This window comes from Nitrosomonadales bacterium (assembly GCA_016716325.1).
Taxonomy (GTDB): Bacteria; Pseudomonadota; Gammaproteobacteria; order Burkholderiales; family Gallionellaceae; genus Gallionella.
Genome location: JADJWO010000001.1, coordinates 259729 through 284830, shown reverse-complemented (window position 1 = coordinate 284830; position 25102 = coordinate 259729). Strand labels below are relative to the sequence as shown.

Below are 25102 nucleotides of genomic sequence, written 5' to 3'. Positions count from 1 at the left end.
CTTTAGCTACCACCTAACTTAAGCAAACCACGGTGCACGTGCCGCCATGATCAACGTATTGGCCCGTTCGCCATCCATGCCGGAAAGCTCCACCAGTTCGTCCACGTCCAGATCGGCCAATTCCTCCTGGGTTGTCACACCCTTGCCAGCCAGCGTACGCGCGGTCTCTTCGTCCATGCCGTCCAGCTTGAGCAGATCCTCGATGCCGTGTTCCACCTTCTCTTCGCTGGCGATCGCTGCCGTCAACAAGATATTGCGCGCACGACTGCGCAGTTCGTTCACGGTCGCCTCGTCGAACGCCTCGATCTCCAGCATTTCTTCCAGCGGCACGTAAGCCACTTCTTCCAGCGTATTGAAACCTTCCTGCACCAGAATATCGGCGACCTCTTCGTCCACATCCAGCTTTTCCATGAACATCGCGCGCGTCTCGCTGAACTCTTCCGCATGTTTCGCGGTGGACTGCTCGACGGTCATGATGTTGAGTTCCCATCCGGTCAGTTCGCTGGCCAGGCGCACGTTCTGTCCGCCGCGGCCGATCGCCTGCGCCAGATTCTCTTCCTCGACCACCACATCCATGCTGTGCTTCTCTTCGTCCACCACGATGCTGCTCACCTCGGCCGGCGCCAGCGCGTTGATGACATAGGTGGCGGGATCGGACGACCACAGGATGATATCCACACGCTCTCCGGCCAGTTCGTTGGTCACACCCTGAACGCGCGAACCGCGCATCCCGACGCAGGTACCGATCGGATCGATGCGAGGATCGTGCGACAGCACAGCGATCTTGGCGCGCGAACCGGGATCGCGCGCCGCGCTGACGATATCCAGCAACTTTTCTTCGATCTCGGGGACTTCCAGTTCGAACAGCTTGACCAGTAACTCATTGGAAGTGCGCGACAGGATCACCTGCGGCCCGCGGGCGCTGCGATCCACGCGCAATAGATGCGCCCTGACACGGTCTCCGACGCGCAGGTTCTCTTTCGGGATCATCTGCTCACGGGGCAGCAGCGCTTCGATCTTGCCAAATTCGATGATCGCGTTGCCGCGCTCAAGACGTTTCACCGCGCCGGAAACCAGATGCTCCTTGCGATCCATGAAGTCGCTCAGCACCTGTTCGCGCTCGGCGTCGCGGATCTTCTGGAAGATCACCTGCTTTGCCGCCTGTGCGCCGATACGGCCGAAATCGATCGACTCCAGCGGCTCCTCGATGAACTCCCCGAGCTGGATATCGGCCTTGCGCTTCTGCGCCTCTTCCAGCTTGATGTGCAGGTCGGGCGTTTCGAAGGTCTCGTCGTCCATCACCTCCCAGCGGCGGAAGGAATCGAATTCACCGCTTTCGCGATCGATGGCAACACGCACATCCGCTTCGTCAGGAAAACGCTTCTTGGTCGCCGAGGCCAGCGCAGACTCCAGCGCCTCGAACACAACCTCCTTGTCCACGTTCTTTTCGCGCGACAGCGCATCCACCAGCAACAAAATATCACGACTCATACCATTCTCCGGCTATATACCCGCCTGTCAGCGACAGACGCCAAAAAAATTAAAAAGTGGGCACCAGGCGCGCCTTGTCCAGATTCGACAACTCGATCGCCACCTGATTGCCATCTACATCCAACTGCAACACACCCTCGTTGACCGCACCGATGATGCCGGTGAAATTCTTGCGTCCCGCCAGCGGCATGCGCAGCTTGAGCAGCACCTTCTCTCCGGCGAAACGCACGAAATCGGCCTCTTTCTTCAGCGCCCGATCCAGTCCGGGCGATGACACCTCAAGGCGGTCGTAATCCACGTTCTCGACCGTGAACAGACGGGTCAACTGGTTACTCACCACCTGGCAATCGTCCACGGAAATCCCTTCCGGCCGGTCGATGAACACGCGCAACAGCCCGCGACCCGAGCGTTCTAAATCCACCAACTCGTAGCCCAGACCGCCCACAGTCGTTTCAACCAGTTTCAGCACATCCATGATTGCAACCCACAAATAAAAAACGGGCCCGAAGCCCATCTCAAAACGCGGCGCATTGTAGCAAACCTCGCAGGCAAATGGAACAGAATTCAGAAAGTCGACCGGCAACGCCAAAAGGCGCGGCCGCAAATCGCACCGGATCTAAAAATCATCCTGGTAACGCACGGTGATCGGATAGCGCCAGTCCTTGCCGTAACTGCGCTCGGTGATGCGGATTCCCACCGCGGATTGGCGGCGCTTGTATTCGCTGATGCGGATCAGGTGTGCCACGCGCCGCACGTCCGCCTCCGCGTAGCCGAGTGCAACGATCTCGGGGATCGCCAGGTTCTGCTCCACATAACATTCCATGATGGCGTCCAGCACTTCGTAGGGCGGCAGGCTGTCCTGATCGGTCTGGTCGGCGCGCAATTCGGCGCTCGGCGCCCGCGTGATGATGCGCTCCGGGATCGCATACCCCAGCGTGTTGCGGTAACGCGCCAGACGGTACACCAGCATCTTGCCGACATCCTTCAGCACCGCAAAACCGCCCGCCATGTCGCCGTACAGCGTGGCATAGCCCACGGTCATCTCGGACTTGTTGCCGGTGGTCAGCACCAGCGCGCCGAACTTGTTCGACATCGCCATCAGCAGGGTGCCGCGGATACGCGCCTGCAGATTCTCCTCGGTCGTGTCCACGGCGCGCCCGGCGAAAGCACCATCCAGCGTATCCATAAAGCTCTGGAACATCGGTTCGATGGAGAATTCGTCATAGCGCACGCCCAGGATGCGCACCATCTCGCGCGAGTCGTCCAGACTGATCTGCGCGGTATAGGGCGACGGCATCATCACCGCATGGACCTTGTCCGCACCCAGCGCATCCACCGCGACCGCCAGCGTCAACGCGGAATCGATCCCGCCCGACAGCCCCAGCAGCACACCGGGAAAGCGGTTCTTCCCGATATAGTCACGCACGCCGAGACACAGGGCGCGATATACCCCGGCATCGTCGTCCAGTAGCACGACCTTCTCGCCGACCGGCTGCAACCCATCCTGCAGTTCCAGCAGCAATAACGCTTCTTCAAAATGCGCACCCTGCGCCGTCAGGTTCCCGTAACGATCCATCGCGAACGAGCCGCCGTCGAATACCAGCTCATCCTGTCCGCCCACAAGGTTGGCATACACCACTGCAATACCGGTCTCGGCTATCCGCTCGCGGATGATGCCATAGCGTGCCGCATGCTTGTTCATCGCATAGGGTGACGCATTCAGCACCAGCAAGACCTGCGCCCCCGCAGCCTGTGCACGCCGTGCCGCTTCCGGTTGCCAGACATCGGCGCAAATGTTCAACGCAAAGCGGATGCCTTCCAGCTCGAACACGCACGGTTCGCTACCGCAATTGAAATAGCGTTTCTCGTCGAACACCGAATAATTCGGCAACTCATGCTTGAGATAGGTTGCGGCAACGGCGCCATCCTGCAACAGCGAGGCCGCGTTGTAGCGTTTTCCATCACGTTCGTGCGGATGTCCGACCACGACCGCAATGCCGGAAATCCTCGCGGCAAGATCAACCAGGGATTGTGCGCAAACCTCATAAAAACCGTCGCGCAACAGCAGGTCTTCCGGCGGGTAACCGCACAGGCTCAATTCGGGCGTCACCAGCAGCCGTGCACCGCCCTGTCTGGCAAGCTCCGCCTGCTCCAGAATCTTCGCGCAATTGCCCTCAAGGTCGCCTAATACACAATTGATTTGTGCGATTGCCAGTTTCATTGCTGTGCCTGAGAATGATCAACGGCGCGTATCTTAACATCGCGATGCCGCTTGTTACAGGCAACAAAAAAGCGGGCTGTCACCAGCCCGCTTTCGATGTGCCGCGAAGATGATTATTCTGTCACGCGCACTTTTTTCTCCACCTTGAGCACCGTGCAAACCTCGACACGGCGGTTCTGTTCACGGCCTTCGCGGGTCTTGTTATCTGCTACCGGTTTGGACTCGCCATAACCGACGACACTGATGCGATCCGCGGAAACACCCTTGTTGGTCAGATAATCCCTGACCGACGCTGCGCGACGCTCCGACAACTTCTGGTTATATTCCTCGCTGCCGATGCTACAGGTGTGTCCGCTCGATTCCAGTTTCGCATCCTTGTATTTCGCGGCGAAGCTGACCACCTCTTCAAGCTTCTTGATCTCGCCGCCACGCAGTTTGGCCGAATCGAACTCGAAGTTCGCGCCCTCGATGCATACCGGCTTGTTCTCCAGCAAGGTCTTCCATGTTTCCGGTACCGGCGCCGGCGCTGCCTTCGGCTCCGCCTTCATCGCGACAGGAGCCACCGGCGCAACAGCAGGCGCATCGAAGTAGTAATTGATGCCCAGCGTGAAATTGTTGTTGTTCAGCTTGGTTCCGGCGCTCTTCGCGCTGGCCGTCGTGTATTCGCCCGCCACGCTCCAGTGCGGCGCGAACTTGTATTCGACGCCCAGACCCAGATGCACGTCGCTGCCGCCGATCGCGCCGGCTGCGCCATTACCGTTGGTACGCGCATAACCCAGCTTGGCATACGGCAGCCAGTTGCCGGAAGGCAGACCCAGCTTGGCATCCAGACCGTAGGCACTGCTTCCGTAACTCACCGCACCGGGATTGTGCGTCGCCTTGCTGTTGGAATCGACGAAACCGTCCACACCCAGCAGAAACCCGCCCATGTTCCAGTTGTGACCGGCTTCCAGACCAGCCGCAGTCGCATTCTGGGTATCGACACCCGTCGCGCTGGAACGGTTGGAACCGATCTTGCCACCGATCCAGCCACCGTCGAATTCACTTGCCTGTGCTGCTGTCATGCCCAGCAATGCTGCCGACACAACGATTGCGATCGTGCTCTTTTTCATTATCTCTCTCCCGTCCTTCCATTGAACAATCCAGCCTCGGGGGGATTGTAAACCACACCTGACAGAAACGCACGGCGCGACAAGCTCCCCAAACAACGCATTGCGAACGCTTCCCGCCGATATCGCATCGCTCCTTGATAAAGGGTGCAGGCAATAAAAAAGCGGACTGTTTCCAGTCCGCTTCTCATGTCACGGATCAACCGTGGCTTACTGCACGCGCACGCGTTTTTCTTCGATGATGGTATAGCGAACTTCGACACGGCGATTCGCAGCGCGTCCGTCCTTTGTCTTGTTGTCCGCGACAGGCTTGGTTTCGCCATATCCAACGGCAGAAATACGATCTGCCGCAACCCCCTTGTTCACCAAGTGGGCTTTCACCGCAGTGGCGCGTTTCTCCGACAGCGACTGGTTGTAGGACTCATCGCCGCGATCATCGGTATGGCCGCTCACTTCCATGCCGGCTTCCGGATACTTGGCAGCGAAATCAACCACCTGCTGCAATCTGGCATCGGCCGTCGGACGCAACTTGGCGGAATCGAAATCGAAGTTGGCGCCATCCAGGCTCACCGGCTTTTCGTCCCGGATGACCTTCCATGACTCCTTGGGAGCAGGTGCGGCCACGACGGGTGCGACGGCGGCCACGACGGCAGGAGCGACATATGGATCGGCAAAATAGTAATTGATGCCCAGCGTGAAATTGTTGTTGTTCAGCTTGGTTCCGGCGCTCTTCGCGCTGGCCGTCGTGTATTCGCCCGCCACGCTCCAGTGCGGCGCGAACTTGTATTCGACGCCCAGACCCAGATGCACGTCGCTGCCGCCGATCGCGCCGGCTGCGCCATTACCGTTGGTACGCGCATAACCCAGCTTGGCATACGGCAGCCAGTTGCCGGAAGGCAGACCCAGCTTGGCATCCAGACCGTAGGCACTGCTTCCGTAACTCACCGCACCGGGATTGTGCGTCGCCTTGCTGTTGGAATCGACGAAACCGTCCACACCCAGCAGAAACCCGCCCATGTTCCAGTTGTGACCGGCTTCCAGACCGGCCGCAGTCGCATTCTGGGTATCGACACCCGTCGCGCTGGAACGGTTGGAACCGATCTTGCCACCGATCCAGCCACCGTCGAATTCACTTGCCTGTGCTGCTGTCATGCCCAGCAATGCTGCCGACACAACGATTGCGATCGTGCTTCTTTTCATTGTATTTCTCCAGAAAGTAACCGGTGACCGGTGATAAAGATGAATCAAGTGTTTGAAATATACAAAATTCCGGGCGGGATTGTACCCAAAAAAATCCGCCGCAAGTATTTTAATGTTGCGAAATTGCAACAGCACTCAGTGCCTGACTGGCCGGCCACGGATTGGCAACGGGCGATTTCATCCGTCATCCCTCGGCAATGCCGCAGGCTGCTCCAGCTCGACCTGCTCTATGCTGATAAATCTTCTCGATATCTTCTCGCTGGTGGTGCGCACGCTCTGCGCGTCCTCGTGCGCCTGGCGGATATGGTCGGCCAGCTTCTTCATGCGCTCGTCGAAGCGCCCGAACTCGCGGCCCAGCTTACCCAGTTCGTCCTTGATGATGTGTACCTGTTTGCGCGTCTCGACATCCTTCATCACCGCGCGCGCCGTGTTCAGCACCGCCATCAGCGTGGTTGGCGACACGATCCACACGCGGCGCTGCATCGCATAATCCACCACGTCCTGATGATAGGCATGGATCTCGGCGAACACCGCCTCGGCCGGAATAAACATCACCGCGCCGTCCGAAGTCACGTCGGGGATGATGTATTTGCTGCCGATATCATCGACGTGCTTCTTCACGTCGGCCTTGAACAACTTGTCCGCACCCGGCTCGTTGGCCAGCATCTTGTGAAAATTCTCCAGCGGGAACTTGGAATCCACCGCCACCATGCCGGTCGGCTCCGGCAGCTTGAGCACACAATCGGCGCGGGTGCCGTTGGGCAGGGTGTACTGCATCTCGTAGGAATTCGGCGGCATGATGTTGCGCACCAGCCCTTCCAGTTGCACCTCGCCGAACGCGCCGCGCGAACGCTTGTCGCCGAGCAACTCCTGCAAACTGACGACATTGGTGGTCAACCCGTCGATCTTCTTCTGCGCCTCGTCGATGGTCGCCAGCCGTGCCATCACGCTGACGAAAGTCTCGTTGGTCTTCTTGAAACCCTCGTCTAGGCGTTCGTTCACCTTGCCGCCGATCTGCTCCAGCCGCCCGTCCACCGTCTTCGACAAGGTCTCGATGCTGGTCGCCAGATGCTGGGTGGCATTGCGGAAAGAATTCTGGATCAATTCCTGATCGGCGCGACCCTGCTCCGCCAGTTTCGCCAGCGTCTGCGCCAGCATCTCGCTGCGTAGCGCATCCTGTTTGGCTTGCAGCGCATTGATCGCATCTCGGGTGGCGCGCAGTTCCTCGCCCACTGCGGTGCGCAAACGTTCCGACTCGGACGCCTGCGCCGCGATCAGGCGGTCGCCCTGCTTGTTCAACCCGTCGTACAGGTCGGTCAGCATCGCGCGGTGCTGTTGTTCGAGCATCTGTGCCGCCCGTGCGGGCTGCTTGAATTGCAATACCAAGAGCACGATCAGCAGCGACAGAACGGCGATTATGGAGAGTATTTCCAGCATGGTCAGTCGGGTAACATGGTTGCCGCAGAGTATAAATGACAAAGGGCGCCTGCGCGCCCTTGTCTTGTCGAAGCCTTCCCGCGAACCTACCCTCCGCGTGCTTGGCGCTTGCGGTCGTTCTCCGTCAGGAAACGCTTGCGGATACGAATGGAACTCGGCGTGATTTCCACCAACTCATCTTCGTCGATGAACTCGACCGCGGATTCCAGCGTCAGTCGGATCGGCGGGGTCAGACGCACCGCTTCATCGGTGCCGGAAGCGCGTACGTTGGTCAGTTGCTTGCCCTTGATCGGATTGACCACCAGATCGTTGTCGCGGCTGTTGATGCCGATGACCATGCCTTCATACAACTTGTCGCCGGGCGACACGAACATGCGTCCGCGCTCCTCCAGCTTCCACAGTGCGTAAGCCACAGCTTCACCTTTTTCCGCAGAGATCAGCACACCGTTGCGGCGTCCGGGCATATCGGCCTTGACCGGCGCATAGTCATCGAACACATGCGCCATGATGCCGGTACCACGCGTCATGGTCATGAACTCGGATTGGAAGCCGATCAGGCCGCGTGCGGGAATGCGGTATTCAAGTCGCACCCGTCCGTGTCCGTCCGGCTGCATGTCCTGCAGGTCGCCGCGACGGCGCCCGAGTTCCTCCATCACCGCGCCCTGATTGGTGTCTTCCACATCCACGGTCAGCACCTCGAACGGCTCGCATTTCTCGCCGTCGATGTCGCGGAACACCACGCGCGGCTTGCCCACACCCATCTCGAAACCTTCGCGGCGCATGTTCTCCAGCAGGATGGTCAGGTGCAATTCACCGCGACCCGCCAGCAGGAACACATCGGCTTCATCGGTGTCATCGACGCGCAATGCCACATTCACCAGCAACTCCTTGTTCAGGCGGTCGCGAATCTGGCGGCTGGTGATGAACTTGCCTTCCTGACCGCACAAGGGCGAAGTGTTCACCATCAGGTTCATCGTCAGCGTCGGTTCGTCCACCTTGGGTAACGGCAAAGCCTCGGGCTTGCTCACATCGGCGACGGTCACACCGATACCGATCTCCTCGATACCGTTGATCAGCACGATATCGCCGGCCAGCGCCTCGTCCAGCAACACCCGCTCGATACCGCGAAAACCCAGTACCTGATTGACACGCGCCTTCTTCGAAGCCTTGTCGCCGTTCATCACCATCACTTCCTGCCCGGGCTTGATGCGGCCGCGACGCACGCGCCCGATGCCGATGCGACCGACGAAGCTGGAATAATCCAGCGCGGATATCTGCAATTGCAGCGGTTCATCCACTGCGGCAACCGAAGGGGCCGGCACATGTTTCAGCACGGTATCGAACAACGGCCGCATGTCCGGGCTCGGTTTGTCCAGGTCCAGCGTTGCAAAACCGTTCAGCGCCGACGCGTACACCACCGGGAAATCCAGTTGCTCGTCCGAGGCGCCGAGCTTGTCGAACAGATCAAAAGTCTGGTTGATCACCCAATCGCAGCGCGCGCCGTCGCGATCCACCTTATTGATCACCACGATAGGCCGCAAGCCGAGCGCCAGCGCCTTCTTGGTCACGAAACGGGTCTGCGGCATCGGGCCTTCCACCGCATCCACCAGCAGCAGCACGCCGTCCACCATGCCCAGTACGCGCTCGACCTCGCCGCCGAAATCTGCATGGCCCGGTGTATCCACGATATTGATATGCACGCCCAGATAGTCGACCGCGCAGTTCTTCGCCAGAATCGTGATGCCGCGCTCCTTTTCCAGATCGTTGTTGTCCATCACGCGTTCGGCGACGTGCTGGTGAGCCGAAAAAGAACCTGCCTGGGAAAGCAGCTTGTCGACCATGGTGGTCTTGCCGTGGTCAACGTGGGCGATGATGGCGATATTGCGGAGTTCGCGGGACATGGGTAAAGCCTTGCTCAATTAGAAGGGGGCGCATTCTATCACAACGGCCACACCTCCCCCGCGCCGGAAACGCAACGGGCACCGTCAGATGCCAAGTGTCGTGCCGATAATTTAATGTATGGTCGGTTGCTCAATTAAAGAATGCGATGCTAACTCCTTATAGCTATTTTTTAGCATTTAGCTTCCCTCAAAAACAATTTGACTCCGGTACCTTTTGGCCTTCTTATCTCAATTCGTTAAAAAGAAATCGACTCCGGTACCTTTTGGCTCAGGAGTAGGGATACGATTAGCTAATGGGCGATTCGATCTGTAAGCTGCTCCAGCCATCAAAGCATATTGAATGTCTAATTGTGTAGTCATGATTATTCCGTTCCCTTAAAGATTGAGTTGCATGGGCAAGATTCAGCATTAACTTTTTTTTGATCACAAAATTTCAAGCAAGCTTCAAGCGAAGGTTGATCGGTAAACCAATCAAACCCCAGCCAACCACCTTTCCCATAGGGAATCAACTTCTCGCAATTCACCGACGACCCATCCCCGCCTTTCACCGCCTCCCTCATAAGGGTTTTATATTCCGGTTGTCGGCCTTCTTCGTTGTGTCGCCTGACGGTCTCTGCGAACAGCAAATCCCCCCGGTCAAATTTGACCTTTCTGTCCCGAATAGCCCAAGTCATCCCGAAATCTATATTGGCCGTTTTGAATTCGACGGGGAATTCGTCCAATGAAACGCGCTGCCATTCTTTACCGTCATACTTGAAAAATACATAAGGCGGATTTGGCCGCCCCCATTTGTTATAAGACAGGCAGAGGTTGGGCGATGCAACAACATAAGGTGTGTCATTCAGCACATGAACAGCCAGCAAGTTAAAGTTTGTTCGACCAATGTCTTCTCCGTACTCGCTGGCCCATGTAATAGTCTTACTGGAATTGGGTAACGCAAAAGTGATCTTGTGCTCCTTGATTGGCAGCGCCTGCCCGACCTCATGCCGTCCGCCATAACTTTGCGAGCGCTCCACGATGATTTTCTGCCCGTCATGCAGCAGCACTTCTTCCTTCCAACTATCCCCACCGAGTCCCAGGAATCCGGCACAGGCGCTCATGCTCACGCCAAGCATCATGAGCATTGCGAATTTTGTGATTCGTTTCATCATTCCGTTTTGCTTGTTCATGCTGCGATCCTCCATGCTTGGTTTGTCTCATCGTTCGCTGCAATGAGCCACCATCGCATTCGGTCGTTGCCTTCGGTGTAGATCGTGTCGTTGCCTTTGCCGCCGATCAGGATGTCGTCGCCTGAAAGTAAAAGGTACCGGAGTCGATTTCTTTTCTTCGTTCATCACATTTCCCCTTATAAATCCAATCCCATCTGTCCCGGCAGCACAACGTTTGATGGTTCGGCCTGGGACCAAAGGTACCGGAGTCGATTTCTTTTCAGTCATACATTACCTGCCAAAAACATTTCGACTCCCAGAGAATTAAAGGGGTCAGCATCGCATTAAGTTTTCGCATTTCACCTCTCCTATTCAAAATCCAAAATCACCCTGATCTTCAACGTCCGTCCATGAGTCTGATATTGCATTCGGTCTGCCCGCCCTTCTTTGTGCCCGGCGCACACCGGCTGCTGCACACATGATTTTGCTAAACCGCTCATTCCCCAGCGGCTGCCCCTGTGCCAGTGCAAGTCGTATGTCGCTCAACGCTTCGGCATCCAGCTCGCTACGAAACAATCCGCGATAGGCGAACTGCCTTTTCGCTCCATCCTCACCCAGCGCGAGGTACAGCGGGTGTGGTGCGATGCGTTCATCCGCCAGTCCCAGCCCGTTGTGCCGATAACTCGACCAGCGATATTGCGCCGGGTCGCTCACCATGTTCGCCCGCACCGGATTCAGTTCGATGTAGCGCATGCAGGTGAGCAGATATGCCTCCGCCTGCACCAGGCTCGATTTGAACCGCCCCTCCCACAGGCTGCCCGTACGGCGATAACTGCGGTTGATGTATTGCACGTAGCGCCGCCCAATGGATTGCATCAGCTTGGCGATGCCATCCGTCCTTGCCGGAGTCACCAGAAGGTGGACATGGTTGGTCATCAGCGCGTAGGCATGGATGGCGCAGTGCCAATCGGCAGCCGATTCCTGCAGCCAGTGGAGGTAGCAGTGATAATCCTCCTCGGCAAAGAAACATGGCTCGCGATTGATTCCGCGCTGCACGATGTGCTGCGGTATTTCGGCTAACTTAATGCGTGGACGACGTGGCATGATGGCTCCAGAAATAATGCGAAGCTGAAAATCATCTAGCCGGCCTCCCACCGCCGATGGCGGTGGGGTTAAAGTGAGTTTGCGAACTTGCGATAACCACAGGAGGCCGACATCATGAAGTATAGCGGAATTGATTTGCACTCGAACAACAGCGTGGTGACAGTGACAGATGAAGAGGATCGCGTGATTGCCGAGAAGCGATTGCCGAACGACTTGACGCGGATCGTGGGGTTTTTGTTGCCGTGGCGCGATGAATTGAAAGCGGTTGTGGTCGAGTCGACCTACAACTGGTACTGGCTGGTGGATGGTTTGCAGGAAGCCGGATTTATCGTGAAGCTGGCCAACACCTCGGCCATCCGCAAATACGATGGCCTCAAACACAGCGGCGACGAAGCCGATGCCCGGCAACTGGCGCACCTGCTGCGATTGGGCATTCTGCCCACCGGTACCATCCTTCCGCCCGAACAGCGCGCACTACGTGATCTGGCGAGAAAGCGCATGCAACTGGTGCGCAGTCGCACCAGCCACATATTGGCTGTCGAGAACATCGTGGCACGGCAACAAGGAGCGAAGATTGGCGGTCGTCAGATCAAGCAGTTGACGGCGGACGTAGTGGATCAAATGGGGTTGCCACCAGATGTGGCGCTGGCAATCAAAAGCAACCTTGCTGTCATCCTCACACTGAATGCGCAAATCGACGTTTTGGAAAAGCACTTGCAAAAAAGGTGGGCGAACGGAAGGAGTTCGTTTTACTGAGCAGCGTACCTGGCATAGGCCGCATCTTGGCGACCATCATCCTGCTGGAGATCGGCACCATCGATCGCTTTGCCGAAGTAGGCAACTTCGCCTCCTACGCCCGCTGTGTCGACAGTCAGCACATGAGCAATGGCAAAAAGAAGAGCGAAGGCAACACCAAGAACGGCAACAAGTATCTGGCTTGGGCATTTATCGAAGCGGCCAACTTTGCACAACGCTTCAATGCGGAGGCCAAACGGTTTTACGAACGCAAAAAACAAAGACAAACACGACGGTTGCCACCAAGGCATTGGCGCACAAACTGGCACGGGCGTGTTACCACATCCTGAAGGAGCAGAAGCCCTTTGATGTGACGCGCTGTTTTGCATGAGTTACGACGGCGACGGCAAGCCCGGCAAAGGGGTTGGCAGGTTAGCCATGAAGCTGAATGGGATGCCGTTCGCCGTCACCCGGGCAGTAAACGGATCGCCTGCAACGCGAGCCAGCGAGGGGTTGGCACCGCAAGTCGGTAGCCACGAAAGCTGTGATAACCATTGGACGCGAAGCGGCACCAACGTTCTTCTGGGGCGGCAAAAGCCGCCAGGGCGAAAGCAGAACACCGCTGATCGTTTGATCCTGATGGGTGACTGGCGCGATTCGTTCGTAGCCATGAATTGAAGAAACGGGCGCGATTTGTTAGTTGATCGGGAATTGAGGATTGAAAATACTGGCGGCGGTTGCTGCCATGGAATCGTTTACTCGCTTGACGCAGGTCGGCTAATGGGTGACCCCTTTAGTTGTTGCTGGGTTGGTGTTTGTTGCACCTACACCGAAGATGTTTTCGGCGAGGTATCTTGGAACTCGCTGTTGCGCGTCTGAATATGCGGCGTTAACTATGGCCTGTTTGTTAGTTGGGTTTGCCACATTGCTCAAGTCAATGTAGGCGGCTTGCGACAATTTTGCGTAGGTGTAGTAGGTCTCCAGAGTGTTCATTTTTGTATCCCCTTAAAATCAATTTGTGGAATGCTTCGGCAGTAGAATTTCTTCTGGCCAGCCAGAAAAATCCGAATTCCGGGTGCAACTTAGTGCCCCCCCTCCAGTTCCGAACCAGCGATAAACAAGCACCCTATCCAACCAACCTGCCATAGCACTAAAAAACAACCATTCAGCCATCACTTCTCCTGTGATTCTGTTACGGATCAACCAACGGGATTTTTTCGTATGCGTTTCTTGGTCGTAATGTCCATCCGGTTTTAAGCCTCTTAATTCGCTATAACCACCACCACCAGCAAAAACTTCATATTCAGCAGTTGGCTGCTCCAGTTTTTGCGTACTAATGCTGCCATCGGAATTTTTTTCTGCGCGCAGAAAGTAGTAAGTTCCATTAGTCCGCAATACAGGCTCTTCATTAAATTGGTATTGGGTATCACGCAAAGAAGTAGTACCAATAAACCCCTCCACCTCCACCGTCCTGTAAATATGCAACCCCGCACTGGGACAAACCTTAGCCATCGCTATTGAGTTGAAAGTCACATCGCCCAGCGGGATGGCATAAGCCAGCAGCAGGGTGAACATCATCAGCCCCGCCTGTCCTGCACCCCTCCATCGCGGACTTCGATATATCCGAAGCAACAACCACAGAACAACGGGCAGGTAAATAACAATCAGGACAAATACGGATGGTGCAGTGATGTAGAGCCTCATGCCTGCATCCTCCCTTCCGCATCGTTCGCCGCATTGCCCCATCGCATTCGGCCAAAGAGCTTGTCGTCTCCGATGCCGCCCGCGAGCACGTCGTTGCCGTCGCCCCATGCGGCAAGATCGTCGTTGCCGGTTCCGGCGAACAGGGCGTTGTTGCCGCCTGACGCCTCCAGGATATTAGTACCGTCGCCCGCATCGAGGGTGTTGCCGCCGCCCGCAGCGGAAATGTCGTCGTTGCCCGAGCCACCCAGCAGAAAGGTAAAAGGTACCGGAGTCGATTTCTTTTCTTCGTTCATCACATTTCCCCTTATAAATCCAATCCCATCTGTCCCGGCAGCACAACGTTTGATGGTTCGGCCTCGCGCCTGCCGCGCGGGCGCAAGCCAACCCGCAACACAAAAGATACCGGAGTCGCTTTCTTTCCAGCCATACCATCCTCATTGCTCGTAAGGGTAAGAGATAGCTTGCCAAAAAAACATAGGCCGAAATGCATATGCATTTCGGCCTATCTGTTGCGCGGGTGCGCAGTTACCGGTTTTGGTTTAGGGATGCGCTGAACAAGTATGGTTTTGTCGTTCCCGCGAAAGCGGGAACCCAGTTAAATCAACAAGCTGGATTCCCGCTTTCGCGGGAATGACGACTTGATCAGCGCATCCTTAGGAATGGTCGTCCGGCGGGTCAGCCCTGCATCTCCAGCATCAACTGGTTGACGCGCTTGACGAAGGTGGCCGGGTCGTCGAGTTGCCCGCCTTCGGCCAGCAATGCCTGGTCGAACAGCACGGCGGCCCAGTCGTCGAACCTGCCCTCTTCGGATCTCAGGCGCTGCACCACCGGGTGCTGCGGGTTGATCTCGAGGATGGGTTGCGACACGGGTGCATTCTGTCCGGCCGCCTTGAGCAGGCGCGCAAGGTTGCCGCTCAGGTCGTGCTCGCCGGCCACCAGACAGGCCGGGGAATCGGTCAGGCGATGCGTGACGCGCACTTCCTTGACACGATCAGCAAGGCTGGTCTTGATCTTGTCGGTCAGTTCCTTGAAGTCGTCCGCCTCTTTTTCCTGCGCCTGTTTCTCGGCTTCGTCCTCCAGCTTGCCCAGGTCGAGATCTCCCCGCGCGACCGACGCCAGTTGCTTGCCGTCGAATTCGGTCAGGTAGCCCAGTGCCCACTCGTCCACGCGGTCGGACAGCAGCAGCACCTCGATGCCCTTCTTGCGGAACACTTCCAGATGCGGGCTGTTCTTCGCCGCGTTGAAGGTATCGGCGGTGACGTAATAGATCTTCTCCTGTCCTTCCTTCATGCGCGCGATATAGTCGGCCAGCGACACGGTCTCGTCCGGCGTGTCGGACTGCGTCGAGGCGAAGCGCAGCAGGCCGGCGATCTTGTCCTTGTTGGCGAAATCCTCGCCGACGCCCTCCTTGAGCACCTTGCCGAAGGCTTCCCAGAACTGCGCGTATTTTTCCTTGTCGTTGGCAGCCATGTCCTCCAGCAGCCCCAGCACCTTGTTGGCGCAGCCCTTGCGGATCGCCTCGATGTCCTTCGATTCCTGCAATATCTCGCGCGACACGTTCAGCGGCAGGTCGGCGGAATCGACCACCCCGCGCACGAAGCGCAGGTACAGCGGCATCAGTTGCTCGGCGTCGTCCATGATGAACACGCGGCGTACATACAGCTTGATGCCGTGGCGCGCATTGCGGTCCCACAGGTCGAACGGCGCATGCGCCGGGATGTACAGCAACTGGGTGTATTCCTGCCGTCCTTCGACGCGCGCGTGGCTCCATGCCAGCGGGTCGTCGAAATCGTGGCCGACGTGCTTGTAGAACTCCTTGTACTGTTCCTCGGCGATCTCGGTCTTGCTGCGCGCCCACAGCGCGGAAGCCTGGTTCACCGTTTCGTCCTCGTCGGTGACCTGTTGCGCGCCATCCTTCCATTCCTCCTTCTTCATCACGATGGGCTGGACGATGTGGTTGGAATACTTGCGCACGATCTCGCGCAGCTTGAATCCGGCCAGCAGGTCGTCCTCTCCGTCGCGCAGGTGCAGCGTGATCTCGGTGCCGCGCGCGGCCTTGTCCACCATCTCGATGGAGAACTCGCCGCCGCCGTCCGATTCCCAGCGCACGCCCTGGTCGCTGTTCTCGCCGGCGCGGCGGGTCAGCACGGTGACCTTGTCCGCGACGATGAACGAGGAATAGAAACCCACGCCGAACTGGCCGATCAGGTGCGCGTCCTTCTGCTGGTCGCCGGACAACTGCGAGAAGAACTCGCGCGTGCCGGATTTGGCGATGGTGCCGAGGTTGTTGATGACTTCGTCGCGGCTCATGCCGATGCCGTTGTCGCTGACGGTCAGCGTACGCGCGTCCTTGTCGTAGCTCACGCGGATATTCAATTCCGAGTCACTCTCGAACAGCGCGTCGTTGTGCAGCCCCTCGAAACGCAGCTTGTCGCAGGCGTCGGACGCGTTGGAGATCAGTTCGCGCAGGAATATCTCGCGATTCGAATACAGCGAATGGATCATCAGCTGCAATAGCTGCTTTACTTCGGCCTGGAAGCCCATGGTCTCGCGGTTGATTGTTTCAGTCATGTTTGCTCCGTATCGTGGTTGCGATTTGTTAATGGGATGCGCGGTTAGCTTGGGGCTGCCCGCAAAATTTCAAGTGCCGGCACCTGCAAAAATATCGCTGGCAATTATTCCTTCCATCCGTATAATGCGCGCCTTGCCGCTACCAAGGCGGCATTGGTTCATCGTTATCTGACCTATCTCTCGCGCGTATTCAAATCGCGCCTGTCTAAAAACTCTGCATCATCTGAGGGTTTTCCGGTTAGCAACGATGTTTTATGCGCCGGTTAATCTTTCCCCGTTCAACGGGTTGCTTCACCACCTGCGCTCATACTGTGGAACCCGATCAGTTCGCCACGTTGGATTCGATCCGGCCCGGGCTTTGTTTAGCCCGGAGTCGGCCTGTATCCGCGTGACTGGACGGATTCCGCTTGATTCAAATACAAAGGAACAAAATGTCATTCGAGCAACTTCAATTAAATTCCGCGATCCTCAAGGCCATCGCCGACACCGGCTATACCGAGCCCACGCCGATCCAGTCGCAGGCGATCCCCGAGATCATCGCCGGCAACGACCTGATGGCCTCGGCGCAGACCGGCAGCGGCAAGACCGCCGCTTTCATCCTGCCCGCGCTGAACCGCCTGGCGACGCCATCCGCGCTGCCCGGCAAGGGCCCGCGTGTGCTGGTGCTGACCCCGACCCGCGAACTGGCGCAGCAGGTCTGCGACGCCGCCACCAAATACGGCAAGAACATGCGCTTCAAGATCATCAGCATCCTCGGCGGCATGCCCTACCCGGTGCAGAACCGTTTGCTGTCCGGTCATGTGGACATCCTGGTCGCCACGCCGGGCCGCCTGATCGACCATCTGGAGCGCGGCCGCATCGACTTCTCGCGTCTGGAAGTACTGGTTCTCGACGAAGCGGATCGCATGCTGGACATGGGCTTCATCGACGACGTGGAGCGCATCGCGGAAGCCACGCCCAAGACACGCCAGACCCTGCTGTTCTCCGCAACGCTGGAAGGCGTGGTCGGCAACCTGGCCTCGCGCCTGCTCAAGACGCCGAAGCGCATCACCGTTTCGGCCGCCAAGGACAAACACGAGAACATCGAACAGCGCATGATGTTCGCCGACGACGTGGCGCACAAGAACAAGATGCTCAGCCATCTGCTGACCGACACCGAAGTGAACCAGGCTCTGGTGTTCACCGCCACCAAGCGCGATGCAGACAGCCTCGCCGACCAGTTGTCCGCGCAAGGCCATTCGGTCGCAGCATTGCATGGCGACATGAACCAGCGTGAACGCAACCGCACCCTGCTCAACATGCGCAACGGCAACGTGCGCATCCTGGTGGCGACCGACGTGGCAGCGCGCGGCCTCGACGTGCGCGGCATCTCGCACGTCATCAACTTCGACCTGCCCAAGTTCGCCGAAGACTACGTGCACCGCATCGGCCGTACCGGTCGCGGCGGCGCTTCCGGCATCGCCATCTCGTTCGTCTCCAACCGCGATGCGCAAATGCTCAAACGTATCGAGCGCTACACGGAACAAGCCGTCAAGATGCACACCATCGAAGGGCTGGAACCGAAATACAAACTGCGCACCGGCCCGTCATCCGACCGTCCGCGCGGCAACGGCCCGCGTGGCGGCTTCGGCGGCAAGCCGGGCTTCGGCAACAAACCCGGTTTCGGCGGCAACCGCAGTTCTGCCTTCGCCGGCAATGGCAACAATGGCGGCGCAGGTTTCCACCACAGTGCGCCGGACAGCCGTCACAGCCACTTCGGCCGCAAGGAAGGCCACGGCCAGTGGCACGGCCAACCGGCCGGCAACACGCAAGGGGTCGGCGGACAGCGTCAGGAACGCTCTGGTTTTGCCGGGCAATCGCAACCGCGCAGCCAGGAACGCAGCTTTGGCAACAATGCTCCGCGCCGTAACAGCGATCGCCCGAGCTACTCGCTGGGACGCGGCCACAACAGCGGCAACAAACGCTAGACCGTCACACGCCGCACAACAAAAAAGCACGCTCCGGCGTGCTTTTTCCTTTTATATATTGGTGTTTCCCTGAATCGTGACATTCACCCTCTCCCCTGCCCCTCTCCCGCCAGCGGGAGAGGGGGAGGTTGCTGGAATACCCTCGCACGCAAGCGGGAGAGGGAGAGTTGCCGGGACACCCTCGCCCGCAAGCGGGAGAGAGGGAAAGTTGCCGAGCCACCCTCGCCCGCAAGTGGGAGAGAGTGGCTGAAAGGCCGGGAGAGGGTTTGCTTATTTCATATCGCAGCATCACGAATCACGGAAGACTCTATTCGTCCTCCGGCGGCTTCTTGACGAAGTATTCGTCCTGGTCGAAATGTGCGACCGCATCGGGCTGGAACGCCGCGAACCCGGAGATGATCGCGCCCGTCATCAGGGATTCGGTCGAACTGATGATCGGCAGGTAGGCCAGGTAGACGTTCTGGATGGTGAACCAGCTGTACGCGCCGAACGCGACGACCAGGAAGCCGTTGAGCAGGCCGACCGACAGCATCGTCAGGATGCCGCCGAGATAACCGTTCCACAGCACGAACGCGAAATAGTTCTTCTTTCCATAGCGGTCGAACAGGTACAGCAGTCCCCCGCTCATCGCGATCGGCATGGCGATCATCACCAGGCCGAGACTGCCCAGCGTCACCAGGCCAAACCCGCCATGCAACAGCGAAGCCAGCAACAGTGAGGAAAGCATCAGCGTGGCGATCTGCCAGCCGAACAACAGAAAGCACAGGGCCGCGCCGAGCGGATGCAACTTCAGCCCCGCATGCACGCCCACCGGGAGCAGCCACAGGATGCCCAGCCATATCGCCAGACCGATCAGCGCATTGAACCGCCCGTTGTTGCGCCACAGTTCGCGCCACGGCGCGGTCCATGCCGCACGCGCCAGCACGAGGGCGAACGCGAGATTGCCCAGTTGCAGCCAATCCGAACCGAGGATGCTGGCGTAGTAGTCCACCGTCTCACATGGCGCGGCGGGCGACTGACGTTCCCATCAGTGCGCCCCGGCGATGGTCATGAACGACAGCTTGTCCACGCCGGCATGCTGCGCGATCGCCATGATCTGCGCGACACGCCCGTAGGGAACCGCCTCGTCCGCATGGATGTGCAACTCGTAACCGTTGCGCGCGGCGGCGGCATCGGCCAGCCGCTGTGCCAGCGCCTCGTCGCTCAGCGCGCCATCGTCCAGGCTGATGCGCCCCTGCGCGTCGATGGAAAGGGTCTGCATCCGGGTATCCATGCGCCCCGCCACGGCCACCGTCTTCGGCAACTTGACCATCAGCGATTGCGACAGCAGCGGCGCGGTGACGATGAACACCACCAGCAGCACCAGCATCACGTCCACCAGCGGCGTGACGTTGATCTCGCTCATCATTTCCTGGTCCGAATTGTTCCGGAAGGCCATGGTCAGATCCTGTAATCGTGTTTGGCTGCCAGGCGCATGAAGTCATGCGCGAAATTCTCCAGTTCGGCCACCGACAGGCGCATCCGGCGCAGGAAGAAGTTGTACGCCAGCACCGCGGGCAGCGCGGTGGCGATGCCGATGGCGGTGGCGACCAGCGCCTCGCCGATGGGACCGGCCACCACATCCAGGCTGGCCGACCCGGTCTGGCTGATGCCCTGCAACGCATGCATGATGCCCCACACCGTTCCGAACAGACCGACGAACGGCGCGGTGGAACCCACGCTCGCCAGCGTCGCCATGCCGCCCTCCAGTTGCCGCTGCAGGTTCTGCACGGACTGGCGCAGGCTGCGCTCCAGGCCGTCCTGCGGCGACCCCAGATGGCGCAATTCACCGCTGTGCTGCTGCGATTCGCGCAATTCGGCGAATCCCGCCCGCGCCAGATAAGCCTGCTTGCCCGGCAACTCCTCACTGATGCGCGCCGCCTGCCGCCATTCTCCCGCCGCCCAGAAGGTCGCGGCGAACATGCGGTTGTCACGGTTGTCGCGCCAGTACTGCCACAACTTGATCGCGATGATCGACCAGGTCAGGATGGAAAAAAGCATCAGCAGCAACAATGTGGCGCTCACCACCGGAGAGGCGGAGGTCGTGAAAATATTCATTCGGTTTCTTTCAAGTCAAATGTGATCGGCACCAGTACCTGCCGGGCGACAGGCGATCCACCCTGCCGCGCCGCAACGAAACGCCAGTTGCGCACCGCCTGGAGCGCCGCGTTATCCAATGCTTCGTGCCCGCTGCCCTGTTGCAGGCTGACCTGCCCCGGCAAGCCGTTCGCCAGCACCTCGACGCGCAGCACCACCTTGCCCCGCCAGCCCATGCGCCGCGCCACTATCGGATAGGCCGGCGCAGGATTATTGAGGTAAGCCGCGCGGTAATCCGGCTCGCGGTCGGGCAGGCCGGGCATGGCATCCGCCGGTTGCGGCGGCGCGCTATCCGCCATCGGTAATGGCGGTTCGGCCTGTTCCGCAGCTGCTGCCGGCCTCTCGACTCGCGGCACCGGCCTGATCCGCTGCCGTTCCATCGGCTCCGGCTTTGCCGCCGGCTGCGGCTCGGGTTCCACTTCCACCGTGCGGGGGACTTCCGGCAACACGAAGCTGACCGACAATTCGCGATGGATATGCCTGGCCACGCCGGGCAATGTCGGCCATGCCGACAACAGCACGACATGCGCGAACACCACCAGTCCCACGACCAGCGAACGGTCGCGCAACGGGAGATCCATGGATGGCAAGCTGTTCACGGTGAGCCCATGCGGAAATTTCAAAACGCCGACGATACAAATACCGCGAAACTTTACCATAGCTGCCCGCCACGCGACCCGAAAACAATTCCTTACAATACAGGCGTTGTCCGCACAGGACGAATCGCCGATACTTGGCACCATCATCGACACGTTCGCTACCCAATGCACCGTCACCTGCACCGCTGCGCGATCCCTGCCCTGCTCTTCCTGTGGAGCGGTTCCGCGCTGTCCGCCGAAACCTCCGATCCGCTCGACACCGAGGAGGCGCTGCCGCTCAGGCCGGCATTGCGGCTGGGCGGCGCGATCGGCGACCCGTGCGCCGAAGCGCTGCCGGATCATGCGCTGAACCTGTCCGACGTGGTCAACCTGGCGCTGTGCGGCAATCCGCAGACCCGCGAGGTATGGGCGAGTGCGCGGGTGCAGGCGGCGCAGCTCGGCGTGAGCAAGGGAAGCTACCTGCCCAGCCTGAGCCTGAGCGCTTCCGGCAACCGCGATTCGCCGGGCACTTCGCAACGCAGCTTCGGCCTGACGCTGTCCTATCTGCTGTACGACTTCGGTTCGCGTGCCGCCGCGCTGGAAAGCTCACGCCAGTTGCTCGCGGCAGCCAGTGCGTCGCAGGACGGCACCGTGCAGGCGGTGTTCCTCGCCGCGGTGCAGGCCTTCTACCAGGCGCAGGCGACGCAGGCCGCGCTGGACGCCGCGCGCAGCGCAGAGCAGGCCGCGCAACAGAGCTTCGCCGCCGCCGAGGCGCGTTATGTTGCCGGCAGCGCGACCCCGGCCGACAAGTTGCAGGCCCGGACCGCATGGTCGCAGGCCACGCTGAACCGCATCACCGCCGAAGGCAACCTGAAGAAAGCCGGGGGCGCGCTGGCCAACACCATCGGACTGGACGCGAACCGCAGCGTGACACTGGCTTACCCTCTCCCCAACCCTCTCCCGGTAATCCCCTCTCCTCAATCCTCTCCCGCAAGCGGGCGAGGAAGCGAGCGAGAAAAGCAATTATCAATTCTGGCGGGAGAGGGGGCAAACGATGTTTCCCCAAGCGGGGAAACACTCATAAACTTTGAGCGCGACGTGGACGCGCTGATCGAGGCCGCCCGGCGCCAGCGCCCCGACCTGATCGCCGCCGAGGCGCAGGTGAAGGCCGCCGAGGCCGGCGCGGAAGCGGCGCGCGCGGCAGGCAAACCCTCTCTCTCGCTGAGCGCCTCGACCAACCGGAACAACAGCGCCGGCCTCACTTCGCGCGGCTCGTCGGTCGGGATCAACGTCAGCGTGCCGCTGTTCTCCGGCTACGCGCCGACCTACCGCATCCGCGCCGCCGAGGCACAGGTGGAAGCGCGCCAGGCACAACTGGAACGCGTGCGCCTGCAGGTCGCGCTGGACGTGTGGAACGCCTACCAGAGCCTGGTCACCGCGACGCAATCGCTGCGCACCACGGCCGACCTGCTGGACAGCGCCGAACAGTCGGAGCGTGTCGCGCGGGGACGCTACCAGGCCGGCGTCGGCAACATGCTGGATGTGCTGAACGCGCAGAGCGCGCTGGCCTCCGCCCGGCAACAGCGCGTCCAGTCGCTGCTCGACTGGAACGTCAGCCGCGCCACGCTGGCGCAGGCGATGGGCAACCTCGATGCCGACCTGTTGCAAACCCTGACACCTGACGTATCGAGACCGGGCGTATCGAAGCCGACCGCATCGAAGAAAGAACTGCCATGAATAATCTGTTGCGCTCCCCCGTCGCCCTCTCCCTGATCGCCGCCGCCGTGCTTGGCTCGGGCTTCGTCGCCTACCGCCAGTTCGTGCCCGCCGCACCGGAACAGCAATATCGCCTCGAGACGGTCGCGAAAGGCGGCCTCACCCAGACGGTCTCGGCCAACGGCACGATCAATCCGGTATCGCTGGTGAATGTCGGCACCCAGGTATCGGGCACGGTGAAGAAACTCTACGTCGATTTCAACAGCAAGGTCGAACAGGGTCAGGTGCTGCTCGAACTGGACGACGCGCTGCTCGCCGCACAGCAGAAGCAGAGCCGGGCCAGCGTGCTGGGCGCCGCCGCCTCGCTGGAACTGGCCACTGCCAACGAGAAGCGCATGCGCGACCTGTACGCGCAGGAATACGTGTCGCGCCAGGAACTCGATACCGCCGTGCAGGCGCGCAAGGCTGCCGAAGCGCAGTTGCAACTGGCCCGTGCGGCGGTGGAAAAGGACGGGGCCAACCTCGCCTACTCGGTGATCCGCTCGCCGGTGTCCGGCGTGGTGGTGGATCGCGCGGTGGATGTCGGCCAGACCGTAGCCGCCAGCCTGCAGACGCCGACGCTGTTCAAGATCGCGCAGGATCTTTCCCGGATGCAGATCGACGCGAACTTCGCCGAGGCGGACATCGGCAACATCCGCGTCGGCCAGACCGCGCGCTTCAACGTGGACGCCTTTCCCGACCGCGGCTTCCAGGGCAAGGTCCGCCAGGTGCGGCTGAACCCGACCACGCAGCAGAACGTCGTCACCTACGACGTGGTGATCGACGTGGACAATCCCGGACAGATCCTGATGCCCGGCATGACCGCCTATGTCAGCATCACCGTGGCGGAACGCAAGGACGTGCTGCTGGTGCCCAACGCCGCGCTGCGCTACAAGCCGGCCAACGGCGGCAAGCGCGGCGATGCGCCGGCCAGGGCCAGCGGTGCGAAACAGGGATCCGATGTCTTCACCGGCAAGGTGTACGTGCTGAAACGCGATGTACCGGAGCCGGTCGGCGTGACGCTCGGCATCACCGACAACCGCAGCACCGAAGTCTCCGGCGGCGCGCTCCAACCCGGCGACCGGGTCGTGGTCGGCGACGCACAGGCGACGAACGGCGCGGCCGGCAGCAGCACGCCGCCGATGCGCATGAGGTTCTGATGGGCAACGCCGTCATCCGCATCGAAGGCTTGCACAAATCCTACGAGACCTCCGCCGGGCCGTTCCCGGCGCTGAAGGATGTCAGCCTGACCATCGCCACCGGCGAATTTGTCGCGATCATGGGCCCGTCCGGTTCCGGAAAATCCACTTTCATGAACATCCTCGGCTGCCTCGACGAGCCGAGCGCCGGACGCTATGAACTGGACGGCCGCGATGTCGCGGGACTGGGCAGAAACGAACTGGCCGCGTTGCGCAACCGCACCATCGGCTTCGTGTTCCAGGGCTTCAACCTGCTGCCGCGCATGTCGCTGCAGGACAACGTCGCGCTGCCGCTGATCTATTGCGGCGTGGAACGCGCCGAGCGCCAGCGGCGTGCGCGCGACCTGCTTTCCAGGGTCGGGCTGGAAAACTATTTCGAGGCCATGCCGAACAAGATCTCAGGCGGGCAACAGCAGCGCGTCGCCATCGCCCGCGCACTGGTCAACCATCCGCGCCTGATCCTTGCCGACGAACCCACCGGCAACCTCGACAGCCACACCGGCGAGGAGATCATGGGCGTGTTCGACGCGCTCAACCGCGAGGGCATCACCATCGTGCTGGTCACCCACGAGGCCGACATCGCGCGGCATGCGCAACGGCAGGTACATTTCCTCGACGGGCGCATCGTCAGCGACCAGCCGACACCGCAACTGGAGCACGCAGCATGATCCGGAAAAAACTTATTCACCACGAAGAACACGAAGATCACGAAGGTTTTTGCGAGTTATCGCTCTTCAGCGATATCCCTGCCAATCCCGAATCATGTAACCGTATGATGCTGGACACTCGCCTGCAAGACCATTCCTGTTTGACAAAACCATGTGTTCTTCTTCGTGGCCTTCGTGT

At 59.7% G+C, this 25102-nt stretch carries 23 protein-coding genes and 1 pseudogene; 6 read left to right on the top strand and 18 right to left on the bottom strand.

Going from position 1 to position 25102, the window contains the following annotated elements; all coding sequences use genetic code 11:
- Positions 1 to 18: 18 nt before the first annotated feature.
- The 10 genes from nusA to IPM27_01220 form a co-directional block, all read right to left on the bottom strand.
- Positions 19 to 1491 (bottom strand): transcription termination/antitermination protein NusA, encoded by a 1473-nt coding sequence (gene nusA, locus IPM27_01265; GenBank protein MBK9160198.1) that lies wholly within the window; start codon positions 1489 to 1491, stop codon positions 19 to 21.
- A gap of 49 nt (positions 1492 to 1540) precedes the next feature.
- The gene (gene rimP, locus IPM27_01260; GenBank protein MBK9160197.1) at positions 1541 to 1966 is read right to left on the bottom strand and encodes a ribosome maturation factor RimP; all 426 of its coding nucleotides are present in this window, start codon (positions 1964 to 1966) and stop codon (positions 1541 to 1543) included.
- Positions 1967 to 2107: 141 nt separating this feature from the next.
- Entirely contained in the window at positions 2108 to 3712 is a 1605-nt protein-coding gene (locus IPM27_01255) for an NAD+ synthase (protein ID MBK9160196.1), read from the bottom strand.
- 113 nt (positions 3713 to 3825) lie between these two features.
- Complete coding sequence (locus tag IPM27_01250) at positions 3826 to 4824, bottom strand: OmpA family protein (GenBank protein MBK9160195.1); 999 nt, start codon at positions 4822 to 4824, stop codon at positions 3826 to 3828.
- Positions 4825 to 5031: 207 nt separating this feature from the next.
- Positions 5032 to 6021, bottom strand: a complete 990-nt coding sequence (locus IPM27_01245; GenBank protein ID MBK9160194.1) for an OmpA family protein — start codon at positions 6019 to 6021, stop codon at positions 5032 to 5034.
- A 177-nt stretch (positions 6022 to 6198) separates the two neighbouring features.
- Complete coding sequence (rmuC, locus tag IPM27_01240) at positions 6199 to 7458, bottom strand: DNA recombination protein RmuC (GenBank protein ID MBK9160193.1); 1260 nt, start codon at positions 7456 to 7458, stop codon at positions 6199 to 6201.
- 86 nt (positions 7459 to 7544) lie between these two features.
- Positions 7545 to 9359, bottom strand: coding sequence for a translational GTPase TypA (typA, locus tag IPM27_01235; GenBank protein ID MBK9160192.1), 1815 nt, complete (start codon positions 9357 to 9359; stop codon positions 7545 to 7547).
- Positions 9360 to 9721: 362 nt separating this feature from the next.
- Positions 9722 to 10459, bottom strand: a complete 738-nt coding sequence (locus tag IPM27_01230; protein ID MBK9160191.1) for a hypothetical protein — start codon at positions 10457 to 10459, stop codon at positions 9722 to 9724.
- 65 nt (positions 10460 to 10524) lie between these two features.
- Positions 10525 to 10641 carry a hypothetical protein gene (locus IPM27_01225; protein MBK9160190.1) on the bottom strand — a complete coding sequence of 39 codons (117 nt, stop codon included), beginning with the start codon at positions 10639 to 10641 and terminating at the stop codon, positions 10525 to 10527.
- A 238-nt stretch (positions 10642 to 10879) separates the two neighbouring features.
- Positions 10880 to 11611, bottom strand: coding sequence for a transposase (locus tag IPM27_01220; GenBank protein ID MBK9160189.1), 732 nt, complete (start codon positions 11609 to 11611; stop codon positions 10880 to 10882).
- A gap of 114 nt (positions 11612 to 11725) precedes the next feature.
- Here IPM27_01220 and IPM27_01215 point away from each other — a divergent pair.
- Both IPM27_01215 and IPM27_01210 read left to right on the top strand, forming a co-directional pair.
- Positions 11726 to 12737, top strand: a pseudogene (locus IPM27_01215) (IS110 family transposase).
- The gene (locus tag IPM27_01210; protein ID MBK9160188.1) at positions 12734 to 13024 is read left to right on the top strand and encodes a hypothetical protein; all 291 of its coding nucleotides are present in this window, start codon (positions 12734 to 12736) and stop codon (positions 13022 to 13024) included. Before IPM27_01215 ends, IPM27_01210 begins: the two are co-directional and overlap by 4 nt.
- Positions 13025 to 13123: 99 nt before the next feature.
- Here the strand turns inward: IPM27_01210 and IPM27_01205 are convergent, their stop codons facing one another.
- The 4 genes from IPM27_01205 to htpG all read right to left on the bottom strand — a co-directional run bounded on the left by IPM27_01205 (position 13124) and on the right by htpG (position 16621).
- Positions 13124 to 13339, bottom strand: coding sequence for a hypothetical protein (locus IPM27_01205; GenBank protein MBK9160187.1), 216 nt, complete (start codon positions 13337 to 13339; stop codon positions 13124 to 13126).
- A gap of 18 nt (positions 13340 to 13357) precedes the next feature.
- Entirely contained in the window at positions 13358 to 14050 is a 693-nt protein-coding gene (locus tag IPM27_01200) for a hypothetical protein (GenBank protein MBK9160186.1), read from the bottom strand.
- Positions 14047 to 14343, bottom strand: coding sequence for a hypothetical protein (locus tag IPM27_01195; GenBank protein MBK9160185.1), 297 nt, complete (start codon positions 14341 to 14343; stop codon positions 14047 to 14049). Before IPM27_01195 ends, IPM27_01200 begins: the two co-directional genes overlap by 4 nt.
- A gap of 382 nt (positions 14344 to 14725) precedes the next feature.
- Positions 14726 to 16621, bottom strand: a complete 1896-nt coding sequence (gene htpG / locus IPM27_01190; GenBank protein ID MBK9160184.1) for a molecular chaperone HtpG — start codon at positions 16619 to 16621, stop codon at positions 14726 to 14728.
- A gap of 431 nt (positions 16622 to 17052) precedes the next feature.
- On the opposite strand from htpG, the gene IPM27_01185 reads away from it, so the two are divergent.
- A complete protein-coding gene (locus IPM27_01185) occupies positions 17053 to 18588 on the top strand; it encodes a DEAD/DEAH box helicase (protein ID MBK9160183.1) in 1536 nt (511 codons plus the stop codon).
- Positions 18589 to 18895: 307 nt separating this feature from the next.
- On the opposite strand, the gene IPM27_01180 is transcribed toward IPM27_01185, so the two are convergent.
- From IPM27_01180 to IPM27_01165, 4 genes are read right to left on the bottom strand one after another with little or no spacing between them, the layout of a single operon-like run.
- Positions 18896 to 19579: an energy-coupling factor ABC transporter permease gene (locus IPM27_01180; GenBank protein ID MBK9160182.1), complete on the bottom strand. Its 684-nt coding sequence runs from the start codon at positions 19577 to 19579 to the stop codon at positions 18896 to 18898.
- Between the two features lie 36 nt (positions 19580 to 19615).
- Complete coding sequence (locus IPM27_01175) at positions 19616 to 20026, bottom strand: biopolymer transporter ExbD (GenBank protein MBK9160181.1); 411 nt, start codon at positions 20024 to 20026, stop codon at positions 19616 to 19618.
- 2 nt (positions 20027 to 20028) lie between these two features.
- On the bottom strand, positions 20029 to 20685 hold the full coding sequence (locus tag IPM27_01170) for a MotA/TolQ/ExbB proton channel family protein (GenBank protein MBK9160180.1): 657 nt from the start codon (positions 20683 to 20685) through the stop codon (positions 20029 to 20031).
- Positions 20682 to 21323, bottom strand: a complete 642-nt coding sequence (locus IPM27_01165) for an energy transducer TonB (protein MBK9160179.1) — start codon at positions 21321 to 21323, stop codon at positions 20682 to 20684. Before IPM27_01165 ends, IPM27_01170 begins: the two co-directional genes overlap by 4 nt.
- A gap of 165 nt (positions 21324 to 21488) precedes the next feature.
- Between IPM27_01165 and IPM27_01160 the strand changes: the two genes are divergently transcribed.
- Genes IPM27_01160 through IPM27_01150 form a run of 3 tightly spaced genes read left to right on the top strand, consistent with a single transcriptional unit; the run spans position 21489 to position 24924 of the window.
- Positions 21489 to 23039 (top strand): TolC family protein, encoded by a 1551-nt coding sequence (locus IPM27_01160; protein MBK9160178.1) that lies wholly within the window; start codon positions 21489 to 21491, stop codon positions 23037 to 23039.
- The gene (locus tag IPM27_01155; GenBank protein MBK9160177.1) at positions 23036 to 24217 is read left to right on the top strand and encodes an efflux RND transporter periplasmic adaptor subunit; all 1182 of its coding nucleotides are present in this window, start codon (positions 23036 to 23038) and stop codon (positions 24215 to 24217) included. The genes IPM27_01160 and IPM27_01155 overlap by 4 nt, the downstream gene beginning before the upstream one ends.
- Positions 24217 to 24924, top strand: coding sequence for an ABC transporter ATP-binding protein (locus IPM27_01150; GenBank protein MBK9160176.1), 708 nt, complete (start codon positions 24217 to 24219; stop codon positions 24922 to 24924). The genes IPM27_01155 and IPM27_01150 overlap by 1 nt, the downstream gene beginning before the upstream one ends.
- Positions 24925 to 25102: the final 178 nt, after the last annotated feature.